Source organism: Isoptericola jiangsuensis, assembly GCF_048320105.1.
In the GTDB taxonomy this organism is placed as follows: Bacteria; Actinomycetota; Actinomycetes; order Actinomycetales; family Cellulomonadaceae; genus Isoptericola; species Isoptericola jiangsuensis_A.
Map to the genome: position 1 here is coordinate 686,628 of NZ_CP182942.1, position 25,610 is coordinate 712,237.

General features: G+C 72.2%; 23 protein-coding genes. 6 read left to right on the plus strand and 17 right to left on the minus strand.

Annotation, left to right across the window (positions count from 1 at the left end; genetic code table 11):
* Positions 1 to 66: 66 nt before the first annotated feature.
* The 5 genes from scpB to ACNHYB_RS03255 all read right to left on the minus strand — a co-directional run bounded on the left by scpB (position 67) and on the right by ACNHYB_RS03255 (position 4,746).
* Entirely contained in the window at positions 67 to 840 is a 774-nt protein-coding gene (scpB, locus tag ACNHYB_RS03235) for an SMC-Scp complex subunit ScpB (RefSeq protein WP_418276945.1), read from the minus strand.
* Positions 837 to 1,754, minus strand: coding sequence for a segregation and condensation protein A (locus tag ACNHYB_RS03240; protein WP_418276946.1), 918 nt, complete (start codon positions 1,752 to 1,754; stop codon positions 837 to 839). Before ACNHYB_RS03240 ends, scpB begins: the two co-directional genes overlap by 4 nt.
* Positions 1,690 to 2,601 (minus strand): ParA family protein, encoded by a 912-nt coding sequence (locus tag ACNHYB_RS03245; RefSeq protein ID WP_418276947.1) that lies wholly within the window; start codon positions 2,599 to 2,601, stop codon positions 1,690 to 1,692. Before ACNHYB_RS03245 ends, ACNHYB_RS03240 begins: the two co-directional genes overlap by 65 nt.
* A gap of 128 nt (positions 2,602 to 2,729) precedes the next feature.
* A complete protein-coding gene (gene xerD / locus ACNHYB_RS03250) occupies positions 2,730 to 3,650 on the minus strand; it encodes a site-specific tyrosine recombinase XerD (RefSeq protein ID WP_418277979.1) in 921 nt (306 codons plus the stop codon).
* A 127-nt stretch (positions 3,651 to 3,777) separates the two neighbouring features.
* Complete coding sequence (locus ACNHYB_RS03255) at positions 3,778 to 4,746, minus strand: heme o synthase (RefSeq protein WP_418276948.1); 969 nt, start codon at positions 4,744 to 4,746, stop codon at positions 3,778 to 3,780.
* Positions 4,747 to 5,096: 350 nt separating this feature from the next.
* On the opposite strand from ACNHYB_RS03255, the gene tkt reads away from it, so the two are divergent.
* The 5 genes from tkt (at position 5,097) to pgl (ending at position 11,795) form a co-directional block, all read left to right on the plus strand.
* Entirely contained in the window at positions 5,097 to 7,262 is a 2,166-nt protein-coding gene (gene tkt, locus ACNHYB_RS03260; protein ID WP_418276949.1) for a transketolase, read from the plus strand.
* A 107-nt stretch (positions 7,263 to 7,369) separates the two neighbouring features.
* Positions 7,370 to 8,485: a transaldolase gene (gene tal, locus ACNHYB_RS03265; protein WP_418276950.1), complete on the plus strand. Its 1,116-nt coding sequence runs from the start codon at positions 7,370 to 7,372 to the stop codon at positions 8,483 to 8,485.
* A 52-nt stretch (positions 8,486 to 8,537) separates the two neighbouring features.
* The gene (zwf, locus tag ACNHYB_RS03270; protein ID WP_418276951.1) at positions 8,538 to 10,079 is read left to right on the plus strand and encodes a glucose-6-phosphate dehydrogenase; all 1,542 of its coding nucleotides are present in this window, start codon (positions 8,538 to 8,540) and stop codon (positions 10,077 to 10,079) included.
* Positions 10,080 to 10,104: 25 nt separating this feature from the next.
* The gene (gene opcA, locus ACNHYB_RS03275) at positions 10,105 to 11,040 is read left to right on the plus strand and encodes a glucose-6-phosphate dehydrogenase assembly protein OpcA (RefSeq protein ID WP_418276952.1); all 936 of its coding nucleotides are present in this window, start codon (positions 10,105 to 10,107) and stop codon (positions 11,038 to 11,040) included.
* Positions 11,037 to 11,795, plus strand: coding sequence for a 6-phosphogluconolactonase (gene pgl, locus ACNHYB_RS03280; protein ID WP_418276953.1), 759 nt, complete (start codon positions 11,037 to 11,039; stop codon positions 11,793 to 11,795). The genes opcA and pgl overlap by 4 nt, the downstream gene beginning before the upstream one ends.
* A gap of 67 nt (positions 11,796 to 11,862) precedes the next feature.
* Here pgl and ACNHYB_RS03285 read toward each other — a convergent pair whose 3' ends face one another.
* From ACNHYB_RS03285 to ACNHYB_RS03340, 12 genes are all read right to left on the minus strand, one after another.
* Positions 11,863 to 12,231, minus strand: a complete 369-nt coding sequence (locus ACNHYB_RS03285) for an RNA polymerase-binding protein RbpA (protein WP_418276954.1) — start codon at positions 12,229 to 12,231, stop codon at positions 11,863 to 11,865.
* 94 nt (positions 12,232 to 12,325) lie between these two features.
* Complete coding sequence (gene secG, locus ACNHYB_RS03290; RefSeq protein ID WP_418276955.1) at positions 12,326 to 12,571, minus strand: preprotein translocase subunit SecG; 246 nt, start codon at positions 12,569 to 12,571, stop codon at positions 12,326 to 12,328.
* A 156-nt stretch (positions 12,572 to 12,727) separates the two neighbouring features.
* Positions 12,728 to 13,495 (minus strand): triose-phosphate isomerase, encoded by a 768-nt coding sequence (tpiA, locus tag ACNHYB_RS03295; protein WP_418277980.1) that lies wholly within the window; start codon positions 13,493 to 13,495, stop codon positions 12,728 to 12,730.
* 73 nt (positions 13,496 to 13,568) lie between these two features.
* Complete coding sequence (locus ACNHYB_RS03300; RefSeq protein WP_418276956.1) at positions 13,569 to 14,768, minus strand: phosphoglycerate kinase; 1,200 nt, start codon at positions 14,766 to 14,768, stop codon at positions 13,569 to 13,571.
* Between the two features lie 143 nt (positions 14,769 to 14,911).
* Entirely contained in the window at positions 14,912 to 15,916 is a 1,005-nt protein-coding gene (gene gap, locus ACNHYB_RS03305; protein WP_418276957.1) for a type I glyceraldehyde-3-phosphate dehydrogenase, read from the minus strand.
* Positions 15,917 to 16,165: 249 nt separating this feature from the next.
* Entirely contained in the window at positions 16,166 to 17,146 is a 981-nt protein-coding gene (whiA, locus tag ACNHYB_RS03310; RefSeq protein ID WP_418276959.1) for a DNA-binding protein WhiA, read from the minus strand.
* A 63-nt stretch (positions 17,147 to 17,209) separates the two neighbouring features.
* Complete coding sequence (locus ACNHYB_RS03315) at positions 17,210 to 18,217, minus strand: gluconeogenesis factor YvcK family protein (RefSeq protein WP_418276960.1); 1,008 nt, start codon at positions 18,215 to 18,217, stop codon at positions 17,210 to 17,212.
* Positions 18,214 to 19,149, minus strand: coding sequence for an RNase adapter RapZ (rapZ, locus tag ACNHYB_RS03320; RefSeq protein WP_418276961.1), 936 nt, complete (start codon positions 19,147 to 19,149; stop codon positions 18,214 to 18,216). The genes ACNHYB_RS03315 and rapZ overlap by 4 nt, the downstream gene beginning before the upstream one ends.
* Entirely contained in the window at positions 19,146 to 21,194 is a 2,049-nt protein-coding gene (gene uvrC, locus ACNHYB_RS03325) for an excinuclease ABC subunit UvrC (protein ID WP_418276962.1), read from the minus strand. Before uvrC ends, rapZ begins: the two co-directional genes overlap by 4 nt.
* A gap of 34 nt (positions 21,195 to 21,228) precedes the next feature.
* The gene (locus ACNHYB_RS03330; protein ID WP_418276963.1) at positions 21,229 to 21,738 is read right to left on the minus strand and encodes an OsmC family protein; all 510 of its coding nucleotides are present in this window, start codon (positions 21,736 to 21,738) and stop codon (positions 21,229 to 21,231) included.
* A gap of 17 nt (positions 21,739 to 21,755) precedes the next feature.
* Positions 21,756 to 24,701, minus strand: coding sequence for an excinuclease ABC subunit UvrA (uvrA, locus tag ACNHYB_RS03335; protein ID WP_418276964.1), 2,946 nt, complete (start codon positions 24,699 to 24,701; stop codon positions 21,756 to 21,758).
* Positions 24,702 to 24,831: 130 nt separating this feature from the next.
* A complete protein-coding gene (locus ACNHYB_RS03340; RefSeq protein WP_418276965.1) occupies positions 24,832 to 25,191 on the minus strand; it encodes a hypothetical protein in 360 nt (119 codons plus the stop codon).
* Between the two features lie 124 nt (positions 25,192 to 25,315).
* Between ACNHYB_RS03340 and ACNHYB_RS03345 the strand changes: the two genes are divergently transcribed.
* The gene (locus ACNHYB_RS03345) at positions 25,316 to 25,606 is read left to right on the plus strand and encodes a YciI family protein (protein ID WP_418276966.1); all 291 of its coding nucleotides are present in this window, start codon (positions 25,316 to 25,318) and stop codon (positions 25,604 to 25,606) included.
* Positions 25,607 to 25,610 lie beyond the last annotated feature (4 nt).

A 25,610-nucleotide genomic window follows, 5' to 3' on the forward strand; every position in this document is an offset into this window, starting at 1 on the left:
TACCGAGGGAAGAGATGACGGGCCGCCCGGCCGACGACCTCGACGACCTCGACGACCTCGACGACCTCAGTCGACGGTGAGTCCCGACAACCCGCCCGACGGGTCCAGCGCCCCGACCGCCTCGACGCCCGGCAGATGAGGCGCCAGCGGCGGCAGCTCCGCCAGCGAGCTCCACCCCATCCGGTCCAGGAACTCCCCCGTGGTGCCGAACAGCACCGCCCCGCTGGACGGGTCCTGCCCCAGCTCCGCCACCAGCCCGCGCGCCAGCAGGGTGCGCACGACGCCGTCGACGTTCACCCCCCGCACGGCCGACACCTGCCCCCGCGTGACCGGCTGCCGGTAGGCGATCACCGCCAGGGTCTCCAGCGCGGCCTGGCTCAGCCTCGACGACTGCCCCTCCAGCACGAACCGTCCCACCACGTCACCGTGCGCGGCCGCGGAGTAGATCCGCCACCCGCCGGCCCCCTCGCGCAGCTCGAAGCCGCGCGGGCGGGCCCCCGTCTCACCCCGGTACTCGGCCGCCAGATCCGCGAGCGCGCCGGCCACCTCGGCGGTCGTGCGCTCCACGGCCGCGGCGAGCCGCTCCACCGGGACCGATCCCTCGGACACCATGAGGATCGACTCCAGCGCCGCCGGCAGGCCGCCGGGCAGGGCGTCGACGTCGACCTCCACCGGCGCCGCGGGCACCGCGGGCTCCAACGGTTCGGGGGGCGCGGGGCGCGCGGCGCCGTCCTCGTCGGGCGGTCCCCCGCCGATCACGTCCGTCGTGGCGGCCCCGTCCGTCGTCTCCGGAAGGTCCCCGCGCGCTGCGCTCCCCGCACCCGGTCCCGTCGTGCTCATGAAGCTCCCTCCACGGTGCCGTCGAACTCCTCGACCTCGCCCAGCTCGTCGTCCGAGGCTCCCGTCCAGCGGACGGTCAGCTCCCCCAGCGCCACGACCTGGTCGAAGGAGACCTGGCCCGAGCGGAACAGCTCGAGCAGCGCCAGGAACCGGGCGACCACGACCAGTCGCTCCTCGCCGGCGCTCAGTGCGCGGAAGGTCAGGACGTGCTCGCGCCGCAGCCGCTCGACGACGATGCCGGCCTGTTCCCGCACGCTCACGGCCGAGCCGTGCAGGTGCGCCAGCCCCACCACCGGTGGGGTGCGAGGCTCCAGCGCCCGGGCCGCGAGCTCGGCGAGACGCTCTCCGTCGAGGGTCCACACGAGCTCCGGCAGCAACGCCGCGAGCTGCGGCTCCAGGGGCACGGTGCGGGGCACCCGACGACCCTCGGTCGCGAGGCGCTCCGCCAGGATGACGGACACCTCCTTGTAGGCCCGGTACTGCAGGAGACGGGCGAACAGCAGGTCGCGCGCCTCGAGCAGCTCCAGGTCCTCGGCGTCCTCCTCGACCAGACCGGGCAGCAGTCGTGCCGCCTTGAGGTCCAGCAGGGTCGCCGCCACGACGAGGAACTCGCTGGCCGTGCCCAGGTCCCAGGAGGGGTGCTCCTCGCCGCGGTCGCGTGCCTCGCGGGACGCGGACTCCGAGGCGCGGATGTGCGCCACGAAGTCGTCGGTCACGGCGGCGAGCGCCACCTCGGTGACGTCCAGCTCGCGGGCGCTGATCAAGGACAGCAGCAGGTCGAACGGGCCGTCGAAGTTGTCCAGGTGGATCTCGAAGGCCCCGGTCCGCTGGGCCGGGCGGGCGGTGGTGTCAGGCGGAGCAGCCACGGGCGACGAGCTCGCGGGCGAGGTGACGGTAGGCGGCGGCGCCCGCATGGGACGGTGCGTAGGCGGTGATGGGTTCCGCGGCGACCGACGCGTCGGGGAACTTCACGGTGCGCCCGATCACCGTGTGCAGCAGGGTGTCGCCGAACGCCTCGTAGACACGCTGCACGACCTCGCGGGAGTGCAGGGTGCGCGAGTCGTACATGGTCGGCAGGATGCCGTCGACGGCGAGGTCGGGGTTGAGCCGGTCACGGACCTTCTCGATGGTCTCGACGAGCAGCGCCACGCCGCGCAGGGCGAAGAACTCGCACTCGAGCGGGATCAGCACCCCGTGCGCGGCGGTGAGCGCGTTGACGGTGAGGAGCCCGAGCGAGGGCTGGCAGTCGACCAGCACGACGTCGTAGTCGTCGAGCGCGGGTCGCAGCGCCCGCGACAGCACGGACTCGCGCGCCACCTCCCCCACGAGCTGCACCTCGGCGGCGGACAGGTCGATGTTGGCGGGCACCACGTCGAGGCCCTCGATCGCCGTGCTGCGCACGACGTCGGACAGCTCGACGCCTCGGTCCATGATGAGGTTGTAGACGCTCAGGTCGAGCTCGTGCGGGCTGACCCCGACCCCGACCGACGCGGCGCCCTGCGGGTCGAAGTCGACCAGCAGCACCTTGCGCCCGTACTCGGCCAGGGCGGCGCCCAGGTTGATCGTGGTGGTCGTCTTGCCGACGCCACCCTTCTGGTTGCACATCGCCACGATCCGCGCGGGACCGTGGGTGGTCCTGGGTGCGGGCTCTGCGTAGAACGGCAGCTCGCGGCCGACGACGTCGGTCGCCGGTCCGTCCTCGGTAGCCTGGCGGCCCGGAATGCCGGGCAGCGTGCTCTCGGCGGTCGCCGGTTGCGTCATCGTGCGCTCCCCCCGGGTGAGTCGGTCACGCCCGTCACGCTACACCGGGACCTGTGGGCCGACCGGGTGCGGTCCCGGCGCGCCGCCTCTTCGTCACGACCCGCGCGGCGGCACCGACGGGACCTGCCTCACAGGGCCCGCGGGTGGGCTGCCGCGTAGACCTCGCGCAGGGCGTCCGGGGTGACCATCGTGTAGATCTGCGTGGTGGTGACCGAGGCGTGCCCGAGCAGCTCCTGGACGACGCGCACGTCCGCACCGCCCGCCAGCAGGTGGGTCGCGAACGAGTGCCGCAGCGTGTGCGGCGAGACGTGCTCGGCGAGCCCGGCACGCTCGGCGGCGCGCTGCAGCACCGCCCAGGCGCTCTGCCGGGAGAGCCGGTTGCCGCGGGTGTTCAGGAACAGTGCCGGCGTGCTGCGCCCCCGCGCGGCACCTGCGGAGACGAGGGACGGCCGGGCCCGCACCAGGTAGGCCGACACGGCGTCGCCGGCGTACGACCCCACGGGGACGACGCGTTCCTTGCCGCCCTTGCCGAAGAGCCGCACGGCGTCGCCGTCCGCCACGTCGTCCACGTCGAGGCCGACCACCTCGCTGATGCGACCGCCGGTGGAGTAGAGCAGCTCCAGCAGCGCCCGGTCCCGCAGGGCGACGGGCTCCTCGCCGCCGGAGGCCGCGGCGAGGAGCCGTGCGACGGCGTCGATGCTCAGGGCGTGCGGCAGGCGTCGCACCTGCGTCGGCGCGGCGACCTCCGCGGACGGGTCGACGTCGGTCAACCCTTCGGCGCGGGCGAACCGGTGCCAGCCGCGCACGGCCGCCAGGGCGCGCGCGCACGAGGACGGCGACAGCGGCCGTCCACCGTCCTCGCCCTCGCGGACGGCGCCCAGGTAGGCGTCGACGTCGGCCTCGGTGACGTGGGCGAGCGAGTCGCGTCCCGCGGCGGTGAGGTAGGCGGCGTACCGGGCCAGGTCGCGACGGTAGGCCGCGGTGGTGTTGACCGACAGGCCGCGCTCCACGCGCAGGTGCGCGAGGTAGTCCGACAGCACGGCGTCCAGCAGGGGAGCGACCCGGACGGTCTCCCCCGCACCGTGCGGGGTGGCCGTGGTGGCCGTGGTGGCGGCCACCTGGAGGTCGCTGCGCTGGATGGGGGCGGTCACGCGCCCATCATGCCCCCTGCCGGGATCAGAACGGCAGGAACACGTCGACGGCGACGGCGACGAACAGCAGCGTCAGATAGGTGATCGAGGCGTGGAAGACCTTCATCGCGCCCGGGCCGCGCCGGGTGCGTCCCTGGGCCTTGCGCAGCATCGACCAGGTGAGCCAGCCGAACCAGCCGCCGAGGCCCGCCGCGACGAGGGTGTACACCCACGACATGTCGGCGAGCGGCACCAGCGCCAGGGAGCAGGCGACCATCGCGACCGTGTGGCCGAGCATCTCCGCGGCGACCCGACGGTCGGAAGCCACGACGGGCAGCATCGGGACGCCGGCCTTGGCGTAGTCCTTCTTGAACTTGACCGACAGGGGCCAGTAGTGCGGCGGCGTCCAGAAGAAGATGACGCCGAACAGCGCGACCGCCGCCCAGCTCAGGCTCCCCTGCACCGCCGCCCAGCCGATGAACACCGGCATGCAACCGGCGATCCCGCCCCAGACGATGTTCTGCGGGGTGCGCCGCTTGAGGATCATCGTGTAGCCGACGACGTAGATCGCGATCGCCCCGAACGTCAGCCAGGCGGCCGGGACGTTGACGAGCCAGGCGAACCACACCAGCGAGACGACGCCGAGCGCGGTGGCGAAGACCAGGGCCTCGCGGGGGGTGACCTCACCGGTGACGAGCGGACGCCGCTTGGTGCGGTTCATCACCTCGTCGATGTCCCGGTCGAGGTAGCAGTTGAAGGCGTTGGCCGAACCCGCGGCGAGCGCGCCGCCGATCAGCGTCTTGACCACCAGCCACAGGTCGGGCAGCCCGCCCTCGGCGAGGATCATGGTGGGGACCGTGGTCACCAGCAGCAGCTCGATGATGCGCGGCTTCGTCAGGGCGACATAGGCACCCACCTTGTCCCGCCAGGCACCCGGCGCGGGGTCGGCGGCACGTCGTGCCGAGGCTCGGGTCGGCGACGACGAGGCGGACGTCGGGTGGCTGGAGATGCTCACGCGCGTGCTGACTTCCGTTCGCGGGGGTGGTCGAGGGGCTGGACCATCGTACGACGACGGCGAGGCCCGCACCGCCCCGGACACGGTCCGGCACTGTGAGAATCGCCCGCCCCGGCCGGGGACGGGACGGGGGCGAACCGCGACCACATCGTGGGACGTTGCGCGATGGTGAACGCGGACCTGGCGCCCCCCGCTAGTGTGGAGGGTGCACACCGCAGGGCACTGGTGCCGTCGCGCGCACCGGGCCGCAGGCTGCGTCCGGCGAGGCCCCGCCACGGGCGAGGCTGCGCCCGGCACCCGTACAGCAGCAAGCACCCGGGGCGCCGCCTCGGACCAGGAAAGAGGCATTCGTGAACGCTTTCGACCCCGCACTGAGCCCGCTCGAGTGGAACGACCTCGACGCGCGCGCGGTGAACACCATCAAGGCACTGGCCGCCGACGCCGTCGAGAAGGTGGGCAACGGCCACCCCGGGACCGCGATCTCCCTCGCGCCCGCCGCCTACCTGCTCTTCCAGAAGACGATGCGCCACGACCCGGCCGACCCGCACTGGGTCGGACGCGACCGGTTCGTCCTCTCGGCCGGCCACTCGTCGCTCACGCTGTACCTGCAGCTCTTCCTCGCCGGCTACGGCATGGAGATCGACGACATCGCCGCGCTGCGCACCTGGGGCTCCAAGACCCCGGGCCACCCCGAGTTCCGCCACACCGAGGGTGTCGAGATCACCACCGGCCCGCTCGGCCAGGGTCTGGCCAGCGCGGTCGGCATGGCGTTCGCCGCGCGCCGCGAGCGGGGTCTGCTCGACCCCGACGCCGCACCCGGCACCTCGCCGTTCGACCACCACGTGTACGTGATCGCCTCCGACGGCGACCTCCAGGAGGGCGTCACCTCGGAGGCCTCGTCCCTCGCCGGCACCCAGCAGCTCGGCAACCTCGTGGTGATCTGGGACGACAACAAGATCTCCATCGAGGACGACACCGAGATCGCTTTCACCGAGGACGTGCTCGGCCGCTACGCCGCGTACGGCTGGCACACGCAGCGCGTGGACTGGACCGAGGGCGGGACCGGCTACGCCGAGGACGTCGACGCCCTCGCCGCGGCCCTGGACGCCGCCCGCGCCGAGACCGGCAAGCCCTCGATCATCGCCCTGCGCACCATCATCGGCTGGCCCGCGCCGACCAAGCAGAACACCGGTGGCATCCACGGGTCGGCCATGGGTGGCGACGAGGTCGCCGGCCTCAAGACGGCTCTCGACCTGGACCCCGAGGCCACGTTCGCCGTCGCGGACGACGTCCTGGCCCACACCCGTGCCGTCGCCGAGCACCAGGCCACCGAACGGGAGGCCTGGGAGACCTCGTTCACCGCGTGGAAGACCGCCAACCCGGACGGCGTCGCGCTGCTCGAGCGCCTCACCGCCCACGAGCTGCCGCAGGGCTGGACCGACTCGCTGCCCGAGTTCGAGGCCTCCGCCAAGGGCGTCGCCACCCGCGCGGCCTCCGGCAAGGTGCTGTCCGCGCTGGCCGACGTCCTGCCCGAGCTGTGGGGCGGCTCCGCCGACCTCGCGGGCTCGAACAACACGACGATGGACGGCCAGCCGTCGTTCATCCCGCTCGAGCACGCCACCAAGAAGTTCCCGGGCCACCCCTACGGGCGCACCCTGCACTTCGGCATCCGCGAGCACGCGATGGGCTCGATCCTCAACGGGATCGTCCTGCACGGGCTCACCCGCCCCTACGGCGGAACCTTCCTGCAGTTCTCCGACTACATGCGCGCCTCGGTCCGGCTCGCGGCGCTCATGGAGATCCCCACGACGTTCGTGTGGACCCACGACTCGATCGGTCTCGGGGAGGACGGTCCGACCCACCAGCCCGTGGAGCACCTGGCGGCGCTGCGCGCCATCCCCGGTCTCGACGTCGTCCGCCCGGCGGACGCCAACGAGACCGCCTGGGCCTGGCGGGGCATCATCGAGAACACCGCGAACCCGGCCGGCCTCGTCCTGACCCGTCAGAACGTGCCGACCTACCCGCGCGGCACCGAGGGCTTCGCCGGAGCCGAGGGCACCCTCAAGGGCGGCTACACGCTCCTGGACACGGACGGCACGCCGGACGTCATCCTCGTAGGCACCGGCTCCGAGGTGCAGCTCGCCGTCGAGGCGCGCGACCTCCTGGCCGCCGACGGCGTCGCGGCACGGGTCGTGTCGCTGCCGAGCCGCGAGTGGTTCGACAAGCAGGACGCCGCCTACCGCGAGTCCGTCCTGCCCGCCGGGGTCAAGGCGCGGGTCTCGGTCGAGGCCGGCATCTCCCAGGGCTGGCGCGACATCGTCGGCGACGCCGGTCGCTGCGTGGCGCTCGAGCACTACGGCGCCTCGGCCGACTACCAGACGCTCTACCGCGAGTTCGGCATCACCGCCGAGGCCGTCGCGAAGGCGGCGCACGAGTCGATCGCCGCCGCGCGCGGCGACGACGCCCCCGGCGGTCCCGCCGGCCAGACCGCGGGCGGCGCTGGCGACATCGCCTGACCGCTCGTAGATTCCGAGGTGGGGCCGTCCCGGCGCCCCACCTCGGAATCACTCCGAGCCGCTGCGGCGGCAGGCCGGGACAGCCTTAGGTACGAGGAGGACTTCTGATGACGCAAGCCACCGACCGCCCCACCCGCCGCCTCTCGGACGCCGGTGTGTCCATCTGGCTCGACGACCTGTCGCGCGAACGCCTCGACACCGGCAACCTCGCCGCGCTCGTCGAGTCCCACGACGTCGTCGGCGTGACCACCAACCCCACGATCTTCGCCGGCGCGCTGTCCGCCGGGAACGCCTACGACGGCACCCTCGCCGAGCTCGCCGGCACCGACGTCGAGGACGCCGTCGAGCGGATCACCACCGACGACGTGCGCCGCGCGGCCGACGTCCTGCGGGGCGTCTACGACGCCACCGGCACCGTGGACGGGCGGGTGTCCATCGAGGTCGACCCGCGCCTGGCGCACGACACCGACGCCACGGCGGCCACGGCGCGGCGGCTCTGGGCGACCGTCGACCGGCCCAACGTCATGATCAAGATCCCCGCCACCCTCGAGGGTCTGCCCGCCATCTCCGCGACGCTCGCGGCAGGTATCAGCGTCAACGTCACGCTGATCTTCTCCCTGGAGCGCTACCGCGCCGTGATGGACGCGTTCCTGACGGGACTGGAGCAGGCGCGGGCGAACGGGCACGACCTCGCGCCGATCGGCTCGGTCGCCTCCTTCTTCGTCTCCCGCGTGGACGCGGCCGTGGACGCGCGCCTGGACGAGATCGGCACCGACGAGGCTCGCGCCCTGCGCGGCACCGCGGCGATCGCCAACGCACGTCTGGCGTACGCCGCCTACGAGGAGGTCTTCAGCTCCGAGCGCTGGAGCTCGTTGCGCGACGCCGGTGCACAGCCCCAGCGTCCGCTGTGGGCCTCCACCGGTGTGAAGAACCCGGACTACCCCGACACCCTCTACGTCACCGAGCTGGTCGCTCCCGGCGTCGTCAACACCATGCCGCAGGCCACCCTCGACGCCGTCGCCGACCACGGCGAGATCGCCGGGGACACCGTGTCCGGCCGTGCCCAGGAGGCCGCGGACACGATCGCCGCGGTCGAGGCGCAGGGCATCTCGATGGACGAGGTGACCGCCCGGCTCGAGGCCGAGGGCGTCAGCAAGTTCGAGGTGAGCTGGGACGAGCTCCTCACCACCACGAAGAACGGCCTCGACGCCGCAGGCGCCTGAGCCTGCACCCACCCACCCCTGCACCACCGCACCACCGAGGAGACGGGCAACCGTGAGACCGGCCAAGATCACCGCCGAGCAGAACCCTCTGCGCGACCCGCTCGACCTGCGTCTCCCGCGGATCGCAGGCCCCTGTGGTCTCGTGATCTTCGGTGTCACGGGCGACCTGTCGCGCAAGAAGCTCATGCCGGCGGTCTACGACCTCGCCAACCGGGGCCTGCTGCCCCCCGGCTTCGCCCTGACGGGATTCGCCCGGCGGGACTGGGAGGACGAGGACTTCGCCCAGGTGGTGCACGACGCCGTCAAGGAGCACGCCCGCACGCCCTTCCGCGAGGCCACCTGGCAGCAGCTCGCCGAGGGGATCCGGTTCGTGCAGGGCTCCTTCGACGACCCCGAGGCGTTCGAGGAGCTGCGGCGCACCGTGGAGCACCTGGACGCCGACCGCGGCACCGGGGGGAACCACGCCTTCTACCTGTCGGTTCCCCCCAGCGCGTTCCCCCTGGTGTGCGAGCAGCTCTCCAAGTCCGGGCTGTCCCAGTCGGAGCCGGACGCCTGGCGCCGCGTGGTCATCGAGAAGCCCTTCGGCCACGACCTCGAGTCGGCCCGCGAGCTCGACGGCGTCGTCTCGAAGGTCTTCGACCCCGAGTCCGTCTTCCGCATCGACCACTACCTGGGCAAGGAGACGGTCCAGAACATCCTGGCCCTGCGGTTCGCGAACCAGCTCTTCGAGCCGCTGTGGAACAGCCACTACGTCGACCACGTGCAGATCACCATGGCCGAGGACATCGGCATCGGTGGCCGCGCCGGCTACTACGACGGGGTGGGCGCCGCCCGCGACGTCATCCAGAACCACCTGATGCAGCTCCTGGCGCTCGTCGCCATGGAGGAGCCTGTCGACTTCGACGCGGACGCGCTGCGTGCCGAGAAGATCAAGGCGCTCTCGTCCGTGCGGCTCCCCCGCGACCTGTCGCGCCACACCGCCCGCGGGCAGTACGCCGGTGCGTGGCAGGGCGGCGAGAAGGTCGTCGGCTTCCTGGAGGAGGAGGGCTTCAACCCCGAGTCCACCACGGAGACCTACGCCGCCGTCCGGCTCGACATCGACAACCGACGCTGGGCCGGCGTGCCCTTCTACCTGCGCTCCGGCAAGCGGCTCGGACGCCGCGTCACCGAGGTCGCCGTCGTCTTCAAGAAGGCACCCCACCTGCCCTTCGAGTCCTCCCTGACCTCCGACCTCGGCAGCAACGCCCTGGTGATCCGCGTGCAGCCTGACGAGGGCGTGACCCTGCGCTTCGGCGCCAAGGTCCCCGGCACGGCCATGGAGGTCCGGGACGTCACGATGGACTTCGGGTACGGGCACTCCTTCACCGAGTCCTCGCCCGAGGCGTACGAGCGCCTCATCCTCGACGTGCTGCTCGGCGACCCGCCGCTCTTCCCCACGCGCGAGGAGGTCGAGCTGTCGTGGAAGATCCTCGACCCCGTCATCGCCCACTGGGCCGGCAAGGGCCGTCCCGAGCCGTACCCCGCGGGCACCTGGGGCCCGCCGTCGGCCGACGCGATGATGGCCCGCGACGGCCGCACGTGGCGCCGACCCTGACCCTCCGGCACGAAGGAGCACGTTCATGATCATCGACCTGCCGGACACCACGACCAACGCGGTGAGCAAGCGGCTCGACCAGATGCGCGACGAGGGCGGCGCCGTCGCCCTCGGACGCGTCCTGACGCTCGTCGTCGTGGCCTTCGAGGCCGACGTCGAGGCAGCGGTCGAGGCCGCCAACGAGGCCAGCCACGAGCACCCCTGCCGGGTCGTCGTGGTCGCGCCGCTCGACCAGCGCGGCACCGACGGACGCGTCGACGCCCAGATCCGCGTGGGTGGCGACGCCGGGGCCTCGGAGGTGGTGGTCCTGCGCTGCACCGACCCGCTGCTCGACCACCCCGACACCCTCGTCATGCCGTTGCTGCTCCCCGACGCCCCGATCGTCGTCTGGTGGCCCACGGGCGGACCGGACAACCCGTCGGCGGACCCGCTCGGTGCCATGGCGCAGCGCCGGATCACCGACACGACCACCTGCGCCGACCCCGTCGGCATGCTCGACCGGCTCGCCGAGTCCTTCACCGAGGGCGACACCGACCTGGCGTGGGCCCGCGTCACGCTGTGGCGCGGACTCATCGCCGCGGCGCTGGACCAGCCCCCGTTCGAGCCCGTCACCTCCGTGCGCGTCGAGGGCCAGAGCCAGCACACGTCCCTCAACCTGCTCGCCGCCTGGCTCGGGCTCAAGCTCCGGTGCCCGGCGACCGTCGTGCGCACCGACGGCAACGACGCCATCACGCGCGTCGTCCTGGAGCGCAAGAGCGGATCGATCGTCCTGGACCGTCCGGACGGCCGCGTCGTGACGATCACCGAGCCCGGCAAGCCCGAACGGCACATGGCGCTGCCCATCCGGGCCCTGCCCGAGGCCATCATCGAGGAGCTGCGGCGCCTCGACCCGGACGAGATCTACGGGCAGGTCCTCGAACGCGGGCTGGAGCGCATCTCCACCGTCGAGGTCGGAGCATGAGCGAGCGTCTGGTCGTCGTCCACCCCGACCCCGACGTCCTGGCCCAGGCCACCGCGGCACGCCTGCTCACGCGGCTGCTGGACGTGCAGTCGGTCCGTCGCCCGGCGCACGTCGTGCTCACCGGTGGCACCGTCGGGATCAAGACCCTCGCCGAGGTCGCGGCCAGCCCGCTGCGCGGTGCCGTCGACTGGTCCGGCGTGCACGTGTGGTGGGGCGACGAGAGGTTCCTGCCGGTCGGTCACGAGGACCGCAACGAGACCCAGGCGCGCACCGCGCTCCTCGACGACCTCGTCGCGCGCTCCGGGCTGCCGGAGGCCCACGTGCACCCGATGGCACCGCTGGGGGACGAGGAGGGCGAGGCGTCGAGCCCCGAGGAGGCCGCGGACGCGTACGCCCGTGAGCTGGCCGTCCACGCTCCGGCCGGGCAGCCCGCACCGGCCTTCGACGTGCTCCTGCTCGGCATGGGGCCAGACGGTCACGTCGCGTCCCTGTTCCCCGGTCACCCCGGGCTGGACGCGTCCGGCGCCACCGTCGGCGTGCACGGCTCGCCCAAGCCTCCGCCCGAGCGGGTCTCGTTGACGTTCGAGACGATCGGTGGGGCTCAGGAGGTGTGGGTCGTCGCGGCCGGCGCGGAGAAGGCCGACCAGGCCGCAGCCGCCCTCGCGGGCGGACCGGTGACACAAGTGCCCGCCGTGCGGGCCGTGGGCGTCCACCGGACCCTCTGGCTCCTGGACTCGGCGGCCGCCGGCGCCTGATCCGCAGGACCACAGGACACGACGACGGCGGGGGTGGTGCGGTGAGCACCACCCCCGCCGTCGTCCGTCAGGACCTGCTGGCCGCGAATCCCTGCCGCCGCGACCGCAGCGTCGCGAGCGCCTCCTCGAGGAGGGCGGCGCCGTCCTCCTCGGAGCGACGCTCCTTCACGTACGCCAGGTGCGTCTTGTAGGGCTCGTTGCGCAAGGGAGCCGGCGGGGTCGACCGGTCCTGACCCGCGGGGAACCCGCAGCGCGGGCAGTCCCACTGCTCGGGTGGTGTGAACTCGGTGCTCACCGCGAAGCTCGGCCGCGTCTCGTGCCCGTTCAGGCACCAGTACGAGACCACGGTCCGGGGTGCGATCTCGCCGCGCTCCTGCTCCCCCATCGGCCCCGCACCGACGCGCGAGCCACGGATGGCATGTCCGCCAGATACCACGTGTCGTCCTCACCTTCGACTCAGTGGGAGTGCTCCCACGGACGAGCTACGGCCCGGTGCGGTCAGGCGACCGGGCACTGTGTCCTGTGTGCCGTCAGCTCACCTTCACGGCCAGGCCGAGGAGGACGATGACCACGGTCCACACCAGCGCGATCGCCACGGTGATGCGGTTCAGGTTGCGCTCGGCGACGCCGGAGCTGCCCGCCGCGCTGGAGATCCCTCCTCCGAACATGTCGGACATTCCTCCGCCCTTCCCCTTGTGCATGAGGATGAGCAGGATCAGGAAGGCGCTGGTGAGCACCAGCACGACCTCCAGAAAGATGATCAACGCGTCGAACATGTGTCCTCGACTCTCGGTCGCCTCTCGGCGTGCTGTCGGCACCGGGGTTGCCCGGCGGGGTCAAGACTAGGTGAAGATCACCCCCTGTGGCGAACCCCTCTCACGATTCAAGAGGTCCACCACAGGGGGTGCGGGTGACGGCGGCGCCGTCGACGCTCAGCCGACGTGCGACTGGTACCGCGCGATCTTGGCGAACTCCTGCGGGTCGAGGCTCGCACCGCCGACCAGCGCACCGTCGACGTCGGGCTGCGCCATGATCTGTGCGACGTTGCCCGACTTCACGGACCCGCCGTACAGGACGCGGACGCCCGCCGCGAGCTCGCCGTCGTACAGCTCGGCGAGCCGACCACGGATGGCGCCGCAGACCTCCTGGGCGTCCTCAGGGGTGGCGACCTCGCCGGTGCCGATGGCCCAGACCGGCTCGTAGGCGATGACGACGTCCTTGGCCTGGTCGGCGGCGACGCCCTCGAGGGCGCCGTCGACCTGCGCCAGCGTGTACGCCACCTGGTCGCCCGCCTTGCGGATGTCGAGCCCCTCGCCGACGCACAGGATCGGCGTGATCTTCTTGCCGAACGCCGCCTTCACCTTGGCGTTGACGACCGCGTCGTCCTCGGCGTGGTACTCACGGCGCTCGGAGTGACCGACGGCGACGTAGGAGCAGCCGAGGCGAGCGAGCATCGCGCCCGAGATCTCGCCGGTGTAGGCGCCGGACTCGTGCTGCGAGACGTCCTGCGCGCCGTAGCGGAGGTCGAGCTTGTCGGCGTCGACCAGCGTCTGCACCGACCGCAGGTCGGTGAACGGTGCGAGGACCGCCACCTCGACCGCGTCGTAGTCGTGCGAGGCGTCCTTGAGCGTCCACGCCAGCTTCTGGACCGCGGCGATCGCCTCGGCGTGGTCCAGGTTCATCTTCCAGTTGCCCGCCATGAGCGGCGTGCGGGTGGTGGCCACGTTCGTGTCCTTCGTTCGGAGGTGTGCGGGGTCGGGTGGGGCCGTCGGCTCAGTCGCCGAGGACGGTCAGTCCGGGCAGCTCCTTGCCCTCGAGGAGCTCGAGGCTGGCGCCGCCACCGGTCGAGATGTGGCTGAAGCCGTCCTCGTCGAACCCGAGGAGGCGCACCGCGGCGGCGGAGTCGCCGCCACCGACGATGGAGAACGCTCCGGAGGCGGTGGCGTCGACGATGCCCTGCGCCACGGCGCGGGTGCCCTGGGCGAACGCCTCGAACTCGAACACGCCCATCGGGCCGTTCCAGACGATGGTGCGCGCGTCGGCCAGCTTCGCGGCGAACAGCTCGCCGGACGCGGCCCCGACGTCGAGCCCCATGGTGCCGTCGGCGATGGCGTCGGCCGCCACCGTGGTGTGCGGCGCGTCCGCGGCGAACGAGTCGGCGGCGACGATGTCCGTCGGCAGCACGATCTCCACGCCGTTCTCCTCGGCCTGGGCGAGGTAGCCCTTGACCGTGTCGATCTGGTCCGCCTCGAGCAGCGAGCTGCCCACCGAGTACCCCTTGGCGGCGAGGAAGGTGAAGACCATGCCCCCGCCGATGAGCAGACGGTCGGCCTTGGAGAGCAGGTTGGCGATCACGCCGAGCTTGTCGGAGACCTTCGACCCGCCCAGCACGACGGCGTACGGCCGCTGCGGGTCGGTGGTCGCGCGCGAGAGCGACTCGACCTCCTTGAGCACCAGGTCGCCGGCCGCGGACGGCAGCAGCTGGGCGACGTCGAACACCGACGCCTGCTTGCGGTGCACGACGCCGAAGCCGTCGGAAACGAACGCGTCGGCCAGCGCGGCGAGCTCCGCGGCCATCTCGGCACGCTCGGCGTCCACCTTCGAGGTCTCGCGGCCGTCGAAGCGGACGTTCTCCAGGAGTGCGACCTGCCCGTCGTCCAGGGCGTCCACCGTGGAGCGGGCGGACTGCCCGACGACGTCCTCGGCGAGAGCGACGTCCTGGCCGAGGAGCTCGCCGAGGCGTGCCGCCACCGGGGCCAGGGAGTACTGCGGGTCGGGCGTGCCCTTCGGACGGCCGAGGTGAGCGGTCACCACGACGCGCGCACCGGCGTCGACCAGCCGGGTCAGCGTCGGGAGCGCGGCCCGGATGCGGCCGTCGTCGGTGATGGTGGTGCCGTCCAGCGGCACGTTGAAGTCGGAGCGGACCAGGACGCGCTTGCCGCGCAGGTCCCCCAGGGAGTCGATCGTCTTCATGAGCTCACCTCGTGCAGGTCGTTCGAACGGTGGGAAAAGGTGGTGGCACGACGACGTCCGCGGGGCGCGGCGCCCGTGCGTCACAGGGACGGACGGGACGCGCACCCGCGGACGTCGTGGTCACGCTGGGGTGGTGCGGGTCGTCAGAGCTTCTCGCCGACGAAGACCGTCAGCGCGACCAGCGAGTTGGAGTAGCCCCACTCGTTGTCGTACCAGGAGACGACCTTGACCTGGTTGCCGATCACCTTGGTGAGCTTGGCGTCGAAGATGCTCTGGTGGGGGTTGGTGACGATGTCCGTCGAGACGATGTCGTCCTCGACGTACTCCAGCACGCCCTTGAGGGGGCCCTCGGCAGCGGCCTTGACCGCGGCGTTGACCTCCTCGACCGTGACCTCCTTGGGCGCCTCGAAGGTGAGGTCGGTGGCCGAGCCGGTGATGACCGGGACGCGCAGGGCGTAGCCGTCCAGCTTGCCCTTGAGCTCCGGCAGCACGAGGGCGACCGCCTTGGCGGCACCCGTCGTGGTCGGCACGATGTTCTGCGCGGCGGCACGCGCACGGCGCAGGTCCTTGTGCGGACCGTCCTGGATGTTCTGGTCACCCGTGTACGCGTGGATGGTCGTCATCAGACCGCGCTCGATGCCGATCGCGTCGTTGAGCGCCTTGGCCAGGGGGGCGAGGCAGTTCGTCGTGCACGACGCGTTCGAGATCACGTGGTGCGCGTCGGCGTCGTACTGGTCGTTGTTGACGCCCATGACGAAGGTCGCGTCCTCGTTCTTCGCCGGGGCGGAGATGATGACCTTCTTGGCGCCGGCGTCGATGTGCGCCTTGGCCTTGGTGGCGTCCGTGAAGAAGCCGGTGGACTCGATGACGATGTCCGCACCCAGCTCGCCCCACGGCAGGTTCGCGGGGTCGCGCTCGGCGAGGGCCCGGATCTTGGTGCCGTCGACGATGATGTTGTCGTCGTCGAACTCGACCGTCTTGCCGAAGCGGCCCAGCACGGTGTCGTACTTGAGCAGGTGGGCGAGCGTCTTGTTGTCCGTCAGGTCGTTGACGCCCACGACCTCGATGTCTGCACCGGACTCCACGAGAGCCCGGTAGAAGTTACGTCCGATACGACCGAAGCCGTTGATGCCGACGCGGATGGTCACGATTGCCCTCCTCAGGGCGCGCCGGATCGGGTCCGGCGCACACGGTAGATGCCAAATCTCTCGCGCGCCCCGTGGCGCGCTGATGCTCGCGATGCAACCCCGGAACGTACGCGACTCAGCAGTCCCGGACGCAGTCCAAGGGTCACACCGTCGTCACCTGACAGGTTCGAGCCTATACCCATCCGTTGCCGAACGCCGAGGTTCGTGACTGATGAGACAGGTGGGCGGACCAGTGACCCGCCCGTCCCGTCACAGGTCGAGCAGGTCCGGGCTGAGTCCCGCCTCGGTGTCCGGGATGCCGAGCTCCATGGCCCGCTTGTCCGCCGTGGAGAGCAGCCGCCTGATGCGCCCGGCCACCGCGTCCTTCGACAACGGCGGGTCGGCGAGCTGACCCAGCTCTTCCAACGACGCCTGCTTGTGGGCGAGCCTGAGCTCGCCGGCCTGGCGCAGGTGGTCCGGGACCTCGTCGCCGAGGATCTCGAAGGCACGGTCGACCCGCGCACCGGCCGCGACGGCCGCCCGGGCCGAGCGCCGCAGGTTGGCGTCGTCGAAGTTCGCGAGCCGGTTCGCCGTCCCGCGCACCTCCCGGCGCGCTCGCCGCTCCTCCCAGGTGGCCCGGGTCGTCACGGCGCCGATCCGGCGCAGCATGGAGCTGATGGCGTCCCCGTCACGCACCACCACGCGGTCCACGCCGCGCACCTCGCGCGACTTGGCCTGGACCCCGAGACGACGTGCGGCACCGACCAGCGCCAGCGCCGCCTCCGGCCCCGGGCACGTGACCTCCAGGGCCATCGAGCGCCCGGGCTCGGTCAGGGACCCGTGCGCGAGGAACGCCCCGCGCCACACCGCCTCGGCCTCGTCCACCCCGCCCGAGACCACCTCGGGCGCGAGCCCGCGCACCGGCCGCCCGCGACTGTCGAGGAGGCCGGTCTGGCGCGCCAGCGACTCCCCCTCGCGCACGACCCGCACCACGTAGCGGTCGTTCTTGCGCAGCCCACCGGCCCGGACCACGATCAGCTCGCTCGCGTGGCCGTAGAGATCGGCGATCGCACGCCGCAGCCGGGCCGACGCCGCCTCGGAGTCCAGCTCCGCCTCGATCACGACCCGGCCCGAGATGATGTGCAGCCCGCCCGAGAACCGCAGCATCGCCGAGACCTCGGCCTTCCGGCACGACGTCCTGGTCACGGAGTACCGGGCCAGCTCATCCTTCACCTCTGCCGTCAGCGCCATGGCGTCATCCTGCCACGCCCTGGACGCGCGACCACGCGAGCGGGGCCCGACGTGACGGACCCGTCACCGGCCCGGACGCCCGGCGTCCTCGAAGACGTCGCGGTACGCCGCGGCCAGCAGCAGCGGGTCGTGGCGGGCGGTGCCGTCCCTGCGCCGCATCGGTCGCACGACGAGCCGGGCGCCGAGCGCCGCGGCCGCGTCCACGAGCGCTTCCCGGTCCCCGATCCCGGACGGGTCGGCCAGCACCGCGTCGACGCGCAGGCCCGGGGCGTGCGCGGCCAACGCGTGCAGGTGCTCCGCGGGCGACAGGCCGAAGGTCTCGCCCTGCTCGGCGCTGAGGTTGAGCGTCACGCAGCGCCGCGCCGTCGTCGAGTGCAGCGCGGCGGCGAGCCCCGGGACCAGCAGGTGCACGAGCACCGACGAGTACCAGGACCCGGGCCCCATGACCACCCAGTCGGCGTCGAGCACGGCGCTCACCGCCTCCGGGCACGCCGGCGGGTCCTGCGGCACGACGCGGAGCTGCTCGATCCGGCCGTCCGGGACCGCGACACGGCTCTGGCCCACGACGGTGACCCGCTCGCCGGCCCGGGCGACGTCCGCCTCGACCACCAGCGGCACGGAGGCCATCGGCAGGACCCGTCCGCGCGCGCCGAGGAGCCTGCCCACCCAGTCCAGGCCGGACACCGTGTCACCGAGGCGTTCCCACAGGGACACGATGAGCAGGTTCCCCATCGCGTGCCCGTCGAGCTCCCCGCCGGAGGTGAACCGGTGCTGCAGGAGCTCGCTCCAGGTGCGCCCCCACTCCGAGTCGTCGCACAGGGCGGCGAGCGCCATGCGCAGGTCCCCGGGCGGCAGCACGTCGAGCTCGTCGCGCAGGCGTCCCGAGGAGCCGCCGTCGTCCGCGACGGTCACCACGGCCGTCAGGTGGTCGCTGAGGAGCCGCAGCGCGCTCAACGACGAGGACAGCCCGTGCCCTCCGCCGAGGGCGACGACGGAGGGTCCCCCGGGGCGCGCCTCGACCGGGCCGGTGCCACCGCCCGTCTGCGTGGGCAGGTCGTCGCTCGGGGTCATTCCTTGCCGAGGTCCCGCGCCGTGACGGTCACGCGCTGCCCGGTGGCGCGCAGGCGCTCCGCGATCTCCCCCGCCATCGCCACAGACCGGTGCTTGCCTCCGGTGCACCCGACCGCGATGGTGGCGTACCGCTTCTCCTCGGCGAGGTAGCCGGCGAGCACGGGCGCGAGGGCGTCGACGTACCGGTCGACGAACTCCAGCGCCCCCGGGCGGCCCAGCACGTAGTCGCGCACGGCGTCGTCCCGTCCGGTGAGGTGACGCAGCTCGGAGATCCAGTAGGGGTTGGCCAGGAAGCGCACGTCGGCGACATGGTCGGCGTCGAGCGGGAGCCCGTACTTGAAGCCGAAGGCGACCACGTTGATGCGCAGCGCGTCGGTGGCGGCGCCGGCCACGGCGTCACGGACCTCGCGCGCGAGCGCGTGCACCGACTTGTCCGAGGTGTCGATGACGACGTCGGCCCGTTCGGCGATCGAGGCGAGCATGCGGCGCTCGGAGCCGATGCCGTCGAGGATCCGGCCGTCGCCCTGCAGGGGGTGCGGACGCCGCACGCTCTCGAAGCGGCGCACGAGCACCTCGTCGCTGGCGTCGAGGAACAGGATGCGGTAGCTGACGCCGCCGCTGCGCAGGTGGTCGAGCGCCTGGGCGAGCTCCGAGAAGTACTCGCGCCCGCGGACGTCGACGACCACGGCGAGACGCTCGACGGACGAGCCGGCCTTCGTCATCAGGTCGACCAGGGGCACGATCATCAGCGGAGGCAGGTTGTCGACGACGAACCAGTCGAGGTCCTCCAGGACCCCGGCGGCCCGGGTGCGACCGGCACCGGACATGCCGGTGATGATGAGCACCTCGGGGTCGCTGCGGTCGGGGGCGTGCGTGGCCGCCTCGATCTCGGGGATGCCCTGCGGGACGGTGATGGGCGACGGTTCGCTCATGGTCCCAGCATGCCAGCACCGGCGTCGCTCCGGTCGGACGCCGCACCGGGCGACACCGAAGGCTCGGACTCCCCCGCCGTCGTCCGGACCAGCGCGTCCACGACCGCCTGGGCCGTCTGCGGACCCACCCCCTTGACCTGGGCGATCTCCTCGACGGTCGCGGCGCGCAGCCGCTTCACCGAGCCGAAGACCTCCAGCAGCGCGCGCTGCCGGGCGGGACCGAGCCCGGGGACGTCGTCCAGCACGGACACCGTCATCCCCTTGCTGCGGCGTCGCCGGTGCTGGGCGATCGCGAACCGGTGCGCCTCGTCACGGACCCGCTGCATCAGGTAGAGGCCCTGGGAGGCCCGCTGGAGGATCACCGGGTAGTCGTCGTCGGGCAGCCACACCTCTTCCAGCCGCTTCGCCAGACCGCACAGCGCCACGTCGGTGATCCCGAGGTCGGCGAGCGCTCGCGCGGCCGCGGCCACCTGGGGCGGTCCGCCGTCGACCACGACGAGGTTCGGCGGGTAGGCGAACCGGGCGGGACGTTCCTCGGCTTCGGCGTCGACGGCCCCGGACCCCCCGGCGTCGACGGACCCGTGCGCGTGCTGGTCGGCGAGGTAGCGCTTGAAACGCCGCCGGACCACCTCGTACATGGCGGCGGTGTCGTCGGCGGCGCCGTCGCCGTCGGGCCCGCGCACGGAGAACGAGCGGTACTCGCCCTTGCGCGGCAGACCGTCCTCGAACACCACCATCGAGGCCGACTGGTACGTGCCCTGGGTGTGGGAGACGTCGTAGCACTCGATCCGCAGGGGAGCCTCCTCCAGGGCGAGCGCCTCCTGGATCTCGGCCAGCGCCTGGCTCCGCGTGGTGAGGTCACCGGCACGGCGGGTGCGGTGCAGGGCGAGAGCCTGCTCCGCGTTCTGCCGCACGGTGGCTGCCAGCTCCTTCTTGTCGCCGCGCTGCGGCACCCGCACGTCGACCTGGGAGCCGCGCAGCCCGCGCAGCCATGCCGTCACCTCGGGCAGGTCGGGCGGCAGGACGGGGACCAGGACCTCGCGGGGCACGGCGTCGCGTGCCGCGGCACGGGCCTGGGCGTCGCTCGCCTCCGGGTCACGGACGTCCTCCACGGCCCCGTAGACCTGCTGCAGCAGGTGCTCCACCAGCTCGGCGTCCGTGACGTCCTCGACGCGCTCGACGATCCATCCGCGCTGGCCACGGATGCGTCCACCGCGCACGTGGAAGACCTGGACCGCCGCCTCCAGCTCGTCGCCGACCAGGCCGAACACGTCGGCGTCGGTGTCGTCGGAGAGGACGACCGCGTTCTTCTCCGTGACCCGGCGCAGAGCGGCGAGGTCGTCGCGCAGACGGGCGGCCCGCTCGTACTCCTGGCTCTGGGCGGCCTCGGTCATCTCGCGCTCGAGCCGACGCACGAAGCGCCCCGTGTCGCCCGCCATGAAGTCGCACAGGTCGTCGGCGAGGGCCCGGTGCTCCGCCGGGGAGACGCGCCCGACGCATGGCGCCGAGCACTTGTCGATGTAGCCCAGCAGGCAGGGCCGGCCGGTCTGCTGCGCCCGCCGGTAGACGCCGGACGAGCAGGTGCGCACCGGGAAGACGCGCAGCAGCAGATCGAGGGTCTCGCGGATCGCCCAGGCGTGGCCGTACGGTCCGAAGTACCGGGTGCCGCGCCGCTTGGTCCCCCGCATCACCTGGGCGCGCGGGATCTCGTCGCCCAGGGTGACCGCGAGGTAGGGGTAGGACTTGTCGTCGCGGTACTTGACGTTGAACCGGGGGTCGTACTCCTTGATCCAGGAGTACTCCAGGGCGAGCGCCTCCACCTCGGTGCCCACGACCGTCCACTCCACCGACGCGGCGGTGGTCACCATCTGCTGGGTGCGGTGGTGCAGGTGCGCGACGTCCTGGAAGTAGCTCGAGAGCCGCTGGCGCAGGTTCTTGGCCTTGCCGACGTAGACGACCCGGCCGTGCGGGTCACGGAACCGGTACACGCCCGGTGACGTGGGGATCTCTCCGGCGCGAGGACGGTAGGTCGAGGGGTCGGCCATGCGCCCAGACTAGGTCAGCGCACCGACACCGCCGTCAGCCCACGGGGTCGGCGAGGTGGATCGGGGCCGGTTCGACCAGGATGCGGAAGTTCACGCTGCGGGCCAGGAAGCACAGGGAGTGCGCCCGCCGGTGCAGCTCCTCGACGTGCTCGTCCGTGGCGACCTCGGACGCGTCGACCACGATCCGGGGGTGCAGCGTCACATCGGTGAACTGGCCCTCGCCGCGCGCCTCGACCCGCATCGACCCCGTCGCCTCGTCCCGGTACTCGCGCACCACCAGCCCGCTCTCGGCCGCCAGGTGCAGGAACCAGAGCATGTGGCACTGGGACAGGCTGGCGACGAACAGGTCCTCGGGGCCGAAGCGTTGCGGGTCGCCACGGAAGGCGGGGTCGGCGCTGCCCGGCAGGACGGGGCGCCCGGGCACCACGACGTCGTGGTCGCGCGTGTACGCGGTGTACGACGTCGTCGCCGCGACGGGGCTGGACGCCTCCACCGTCTCGGTGGGCCAGCGGACCGTCACGGCGTACGAGTGGTGGGCTCCCATGCCCACACGCTAGGGCCTCAGGCGGCGTCGTGCTTGGTGGCGCGCGCCTTGGACGTGCTGCGACGCCGACCTGCCGGCTTGGCCGGGGCGGCCGCCGCGACCGGCGGGTCGACCGGGACGTCGCCGTCGAGGACCTCGGAGAGGTAGCGACCGGTGTGGCTGGCGGCCACGGTCGCCACGTGCTCCGGCGTCCCCTCCGCGACGACGGTGCCGCCGCCAGACCCGCCCTCGGGGCCCATGTCGATGATCCAGTCTGCGGACTTGATCACGTCCAGGTTGTGCTCGATGACCAGCACGCTGTTGCCCTTGTCCGCCAGGGACTGCAGCACGCCGAGAAGCTTGCGGATGTCCTCGAAGTGCAGGCCCGTGGTGGGTTCGTCCAGGACGTACACCGTGCGACCGGTCGACCGCTTCTGCAGCTCGCTGGCGAGCTTCACGCGCTGCGCCTCGCCCCCCGAGAGCGTGGGTGCCGGCTGGCCGAGGCGCACGTAGCCGAGGCCGACCTCCACCAGCGTGGTCAGGTAGCGCGAGATGGCGGGGAACGCCGCGAAGAACTCCGCCGCCTCCTCGATGGGCATGTCCAGGACGTCGGCGACCGTCCTGCCCTTGAAGTGCACCTCCAGGGTCTCGCGGTTGTACCGCGCGCCGTGGCAGACCTCGCAGGGCACGTAGACGTCGGGCAGGAAGTTCATCTCGATCTTCAGGGTGCCGTCGCCGGAGCACGCCTCGCAGCGCCCGCCCTTGACGTTGAAGGAGAACCGGCCCGGGCCGTAACCGCGGACCTTGGCCTCCTCGGTCTCGGCGAAGATCTTGCGGATCCGGTCCCACACCCCCGTGTACGTGGCGGGGTTGGACCGCGGGGTCCGTCCGATCGGCCCCTGGTCGACGTGCACGACCTTGTCGAGGTGCTCGGTGCCCGTCACGCGCGTGTGCCGCCCTGCCACCTGGCGCGCCCCGTTGAGCTCGTTGGCCAGCACCGTGTGCAGGATCGAGTTGACCAGGGTGGACTTGCCCGACCCGGACACCCCCGTGACGGCGGTGAGGACCCCGAGCGGGAAGGAGACGTCGACGTCGCGCAGGTTGTTCTCTCGGGCGCCGACGACGGTCAGCATCCTGGCCGGGTCGACGCCACGCCGAGCGGCGGGCAGGGCGATGCGCCGTCGGCCCGAGAGGTAGGCGCCGGTCATGGAGTCCTCCGACGCCAGCAGACCGGCGTAGTCGCCGGAGTGCACGACCTGGCCCCCGTGCTCACCAGCGCCCGGACCGACGTCCACGATCCAGTCCGCCGCCTTGATCGTGTCCTCGTCGTGCTCGACGACGATCAAGGTGTTGCCCATGTCCCGCAGGCGGGTGAGCGTGTCGATGAGCCGCCGGTTGTCCCGCTGGTGCAGCCCGATGCTCGGCTCGTCCAGCACGTACAGCACCCCGACCAGACCGGAGCCGATCTGCGTGGCCAGCCGGATGCGCTGTGCCTCCCCGCCGGACAGCGTGGCGGCCGCACGCTCCAGGGTCAGGTAGTGCAGGCCGACGTCCAGCAGGAACCCCAGCCGGGCGTGGATCTCCTTGAGGACCTCGCCGGCGATGGCGGCCTCGCGCGTGCCGAGCTCCAGCGCGTCGAGGTACTCCTTGGCCTCGCCGATGGGCAGCCGGCACACGTCCCAGATGGACTTGCTGCCGACCTTGACGGCCAGGACCTCCGGCTTGAGCCGCGCGCCCGAGCACGCCGGGCACGGGATCTCGCGCATGAACGCCTCGTAGCGGTCCTTCGACCAGTCCGACTCCGTCTCGGTGTGCCGGCGCTCGATGAACGTGATCGCGCCCTCGAACCCCGTGGAGTACTGCCGTTCGCGACCCCACCGGTTGCGGTAGCGCACGTGGACCTCGTGGTTGCGACCGTGCAGCACGGCGTCGCGGGCTCGCTGCGGCAGCGCACGCCACGGCACGTCCATGGAGAACTTCATCTCCTCGGCGAGCGCAGTCAGGACCCGCTCGAAGTACTCCGAGGACGTCTGCGCCCACGGTGCGACGGCGCCCTCGCGCAAGGTCCGCTCGACGTCCGGGACGACGAGGTCGGGGTCGACCTCCAGACGGAAGCCGATCCCGGTGCACTCCGGGCACGCGCCGTAGGGGGCGTTGAACGAAAAGGTCCGCGGCTCGATCTCGTCGAGGCTCAGCGGGTGGTCGTTGGGGCAGGAACGCTTCTCGGAGAACTTGCGGACCCGCGGCTCGTCGGAGTCGTCCCCGACGTCCACCAGCTCGATCATCACCAGGCCACCGGCCAGACCCAGCGACGTCTCCACCGAGTCCGTGAGCCGCCGCTGCACGCCGTCGCGCGCGACGAGGCGGTCCACCACCACCTCGATGTCGTGCTTGAGCTTCTTCTCCAGCACCGGCGGGGACGCGAGCTGGACGACCTCGCCGTCCACCCGCGCCCGGGCGAAGCCCTGCGACTGCAGGTCCGAGAAGAGCTCGGCGTACTCGCCCTTGCGTCCCCGGACCACCGGCGCGAGCACCTGGTACCGGGTGCCCTCGGGCAGCTCGAGGATCTTGTCGACGATCTGCTGCGGGGTCTGCGCCTGCACCTTCTCACCGCACACCGGGCAGTGCTGCGTGCCCGCCCGTGCGAAGAGCAGACGCAGGTAGTCGTACACCTCGGTGATCGTGCCGACCGTCGAGCGCGGGTTGCGGTTGGTCGACTTCTGGTCGATCGACACCGCCGGGCTCAGACCCTCGATGAAGTCGACGTCGGGCTTGTCCATCTGACCGAGGAACTGGCGCGCGTAGGCCGACAGCGACTCGACGTACCGTCGCTGCCCCTCGGCGAAGATCGTGTCGAAGGCGAGCGACGACTTGCCCGACCCCGACAGGCCCGTGAAGACGATCAGTCGATCACGCGGCAGGTCGAGGTCGACGTTGCGCAGGTTGTGCTCTCGGGCACCCGAGACGACGAGACGATTGCTCACCGCGTCATGGTAGTTGCCGCCTCCGACATTCGTACAGGCGTTCCATCTCACACCTGGTCGGCCTCACGCGACCCGACAGGTGGTCGACGCCGACAGCCTCAGCGCCGCGGCCCGGCCGGGCGGCAGAGGGTCAGTACGAGCCGGACGCGGCGTTCACGATCATCTGCACGACGACGAACAGGACCGCCACCGCCGCCAGGGCGGGCCCCACGACCCGCGGCACCCCGCCGCGCTGGTCACCCTGCCGCAGCGCACGCCCGCCGAGCCGCCACGCCAGCATCCCGGGGACGAGGACCAGCACGATGATCAGGATCGCTCCCAGCAGGTCCGCCAGGAAGGAGCGGTCGTCGCCCATCAGGTCGGGAGCGACGAGGCCCTCGATCACGTAGGCACCCCCCAGCCCGATGACGAACATCACGGGGACCGCGACGACGGCGACCCACGCCGCGGCGGTCGTCGAGGTCTGCTTCGCTGATCCGGTCGTCGTCATCGGTGCTCCTGTGTCCGTCGGGTCGGTTGAGGGGAGAGTAGCGGGGCCGGCACCGCCTCTCCCGTCCAGGCGAGCTCGACGGCCGACCCGCACGGTTCCCGGGGCTGCCGTGCTTGGATGAGGCATGGCCTTCATCGCTGTCACCTACACCTATGCCGACGCCCCCGAACGGCTCGACGAGACCCGCCCGGAGCACCGCGCGTACCTGGGCCGGCTGCACGAGGCGGGGACCGTCGTCGTCTCCGGACCGCTGCCCGCCTCGTCCGACCACCGCGCCGGGGCGCTGCTGATCCTGCGCGCCGACGACGCCGACGACGCGCTGCGGACCCTGCAGGACGATCCGTTCCAGGTCGCCGGACTGATCGAGGCGTGCACCGCGCGCGAATGGGTGCCCGTGATCGGCTCCCTGGACTGACCGA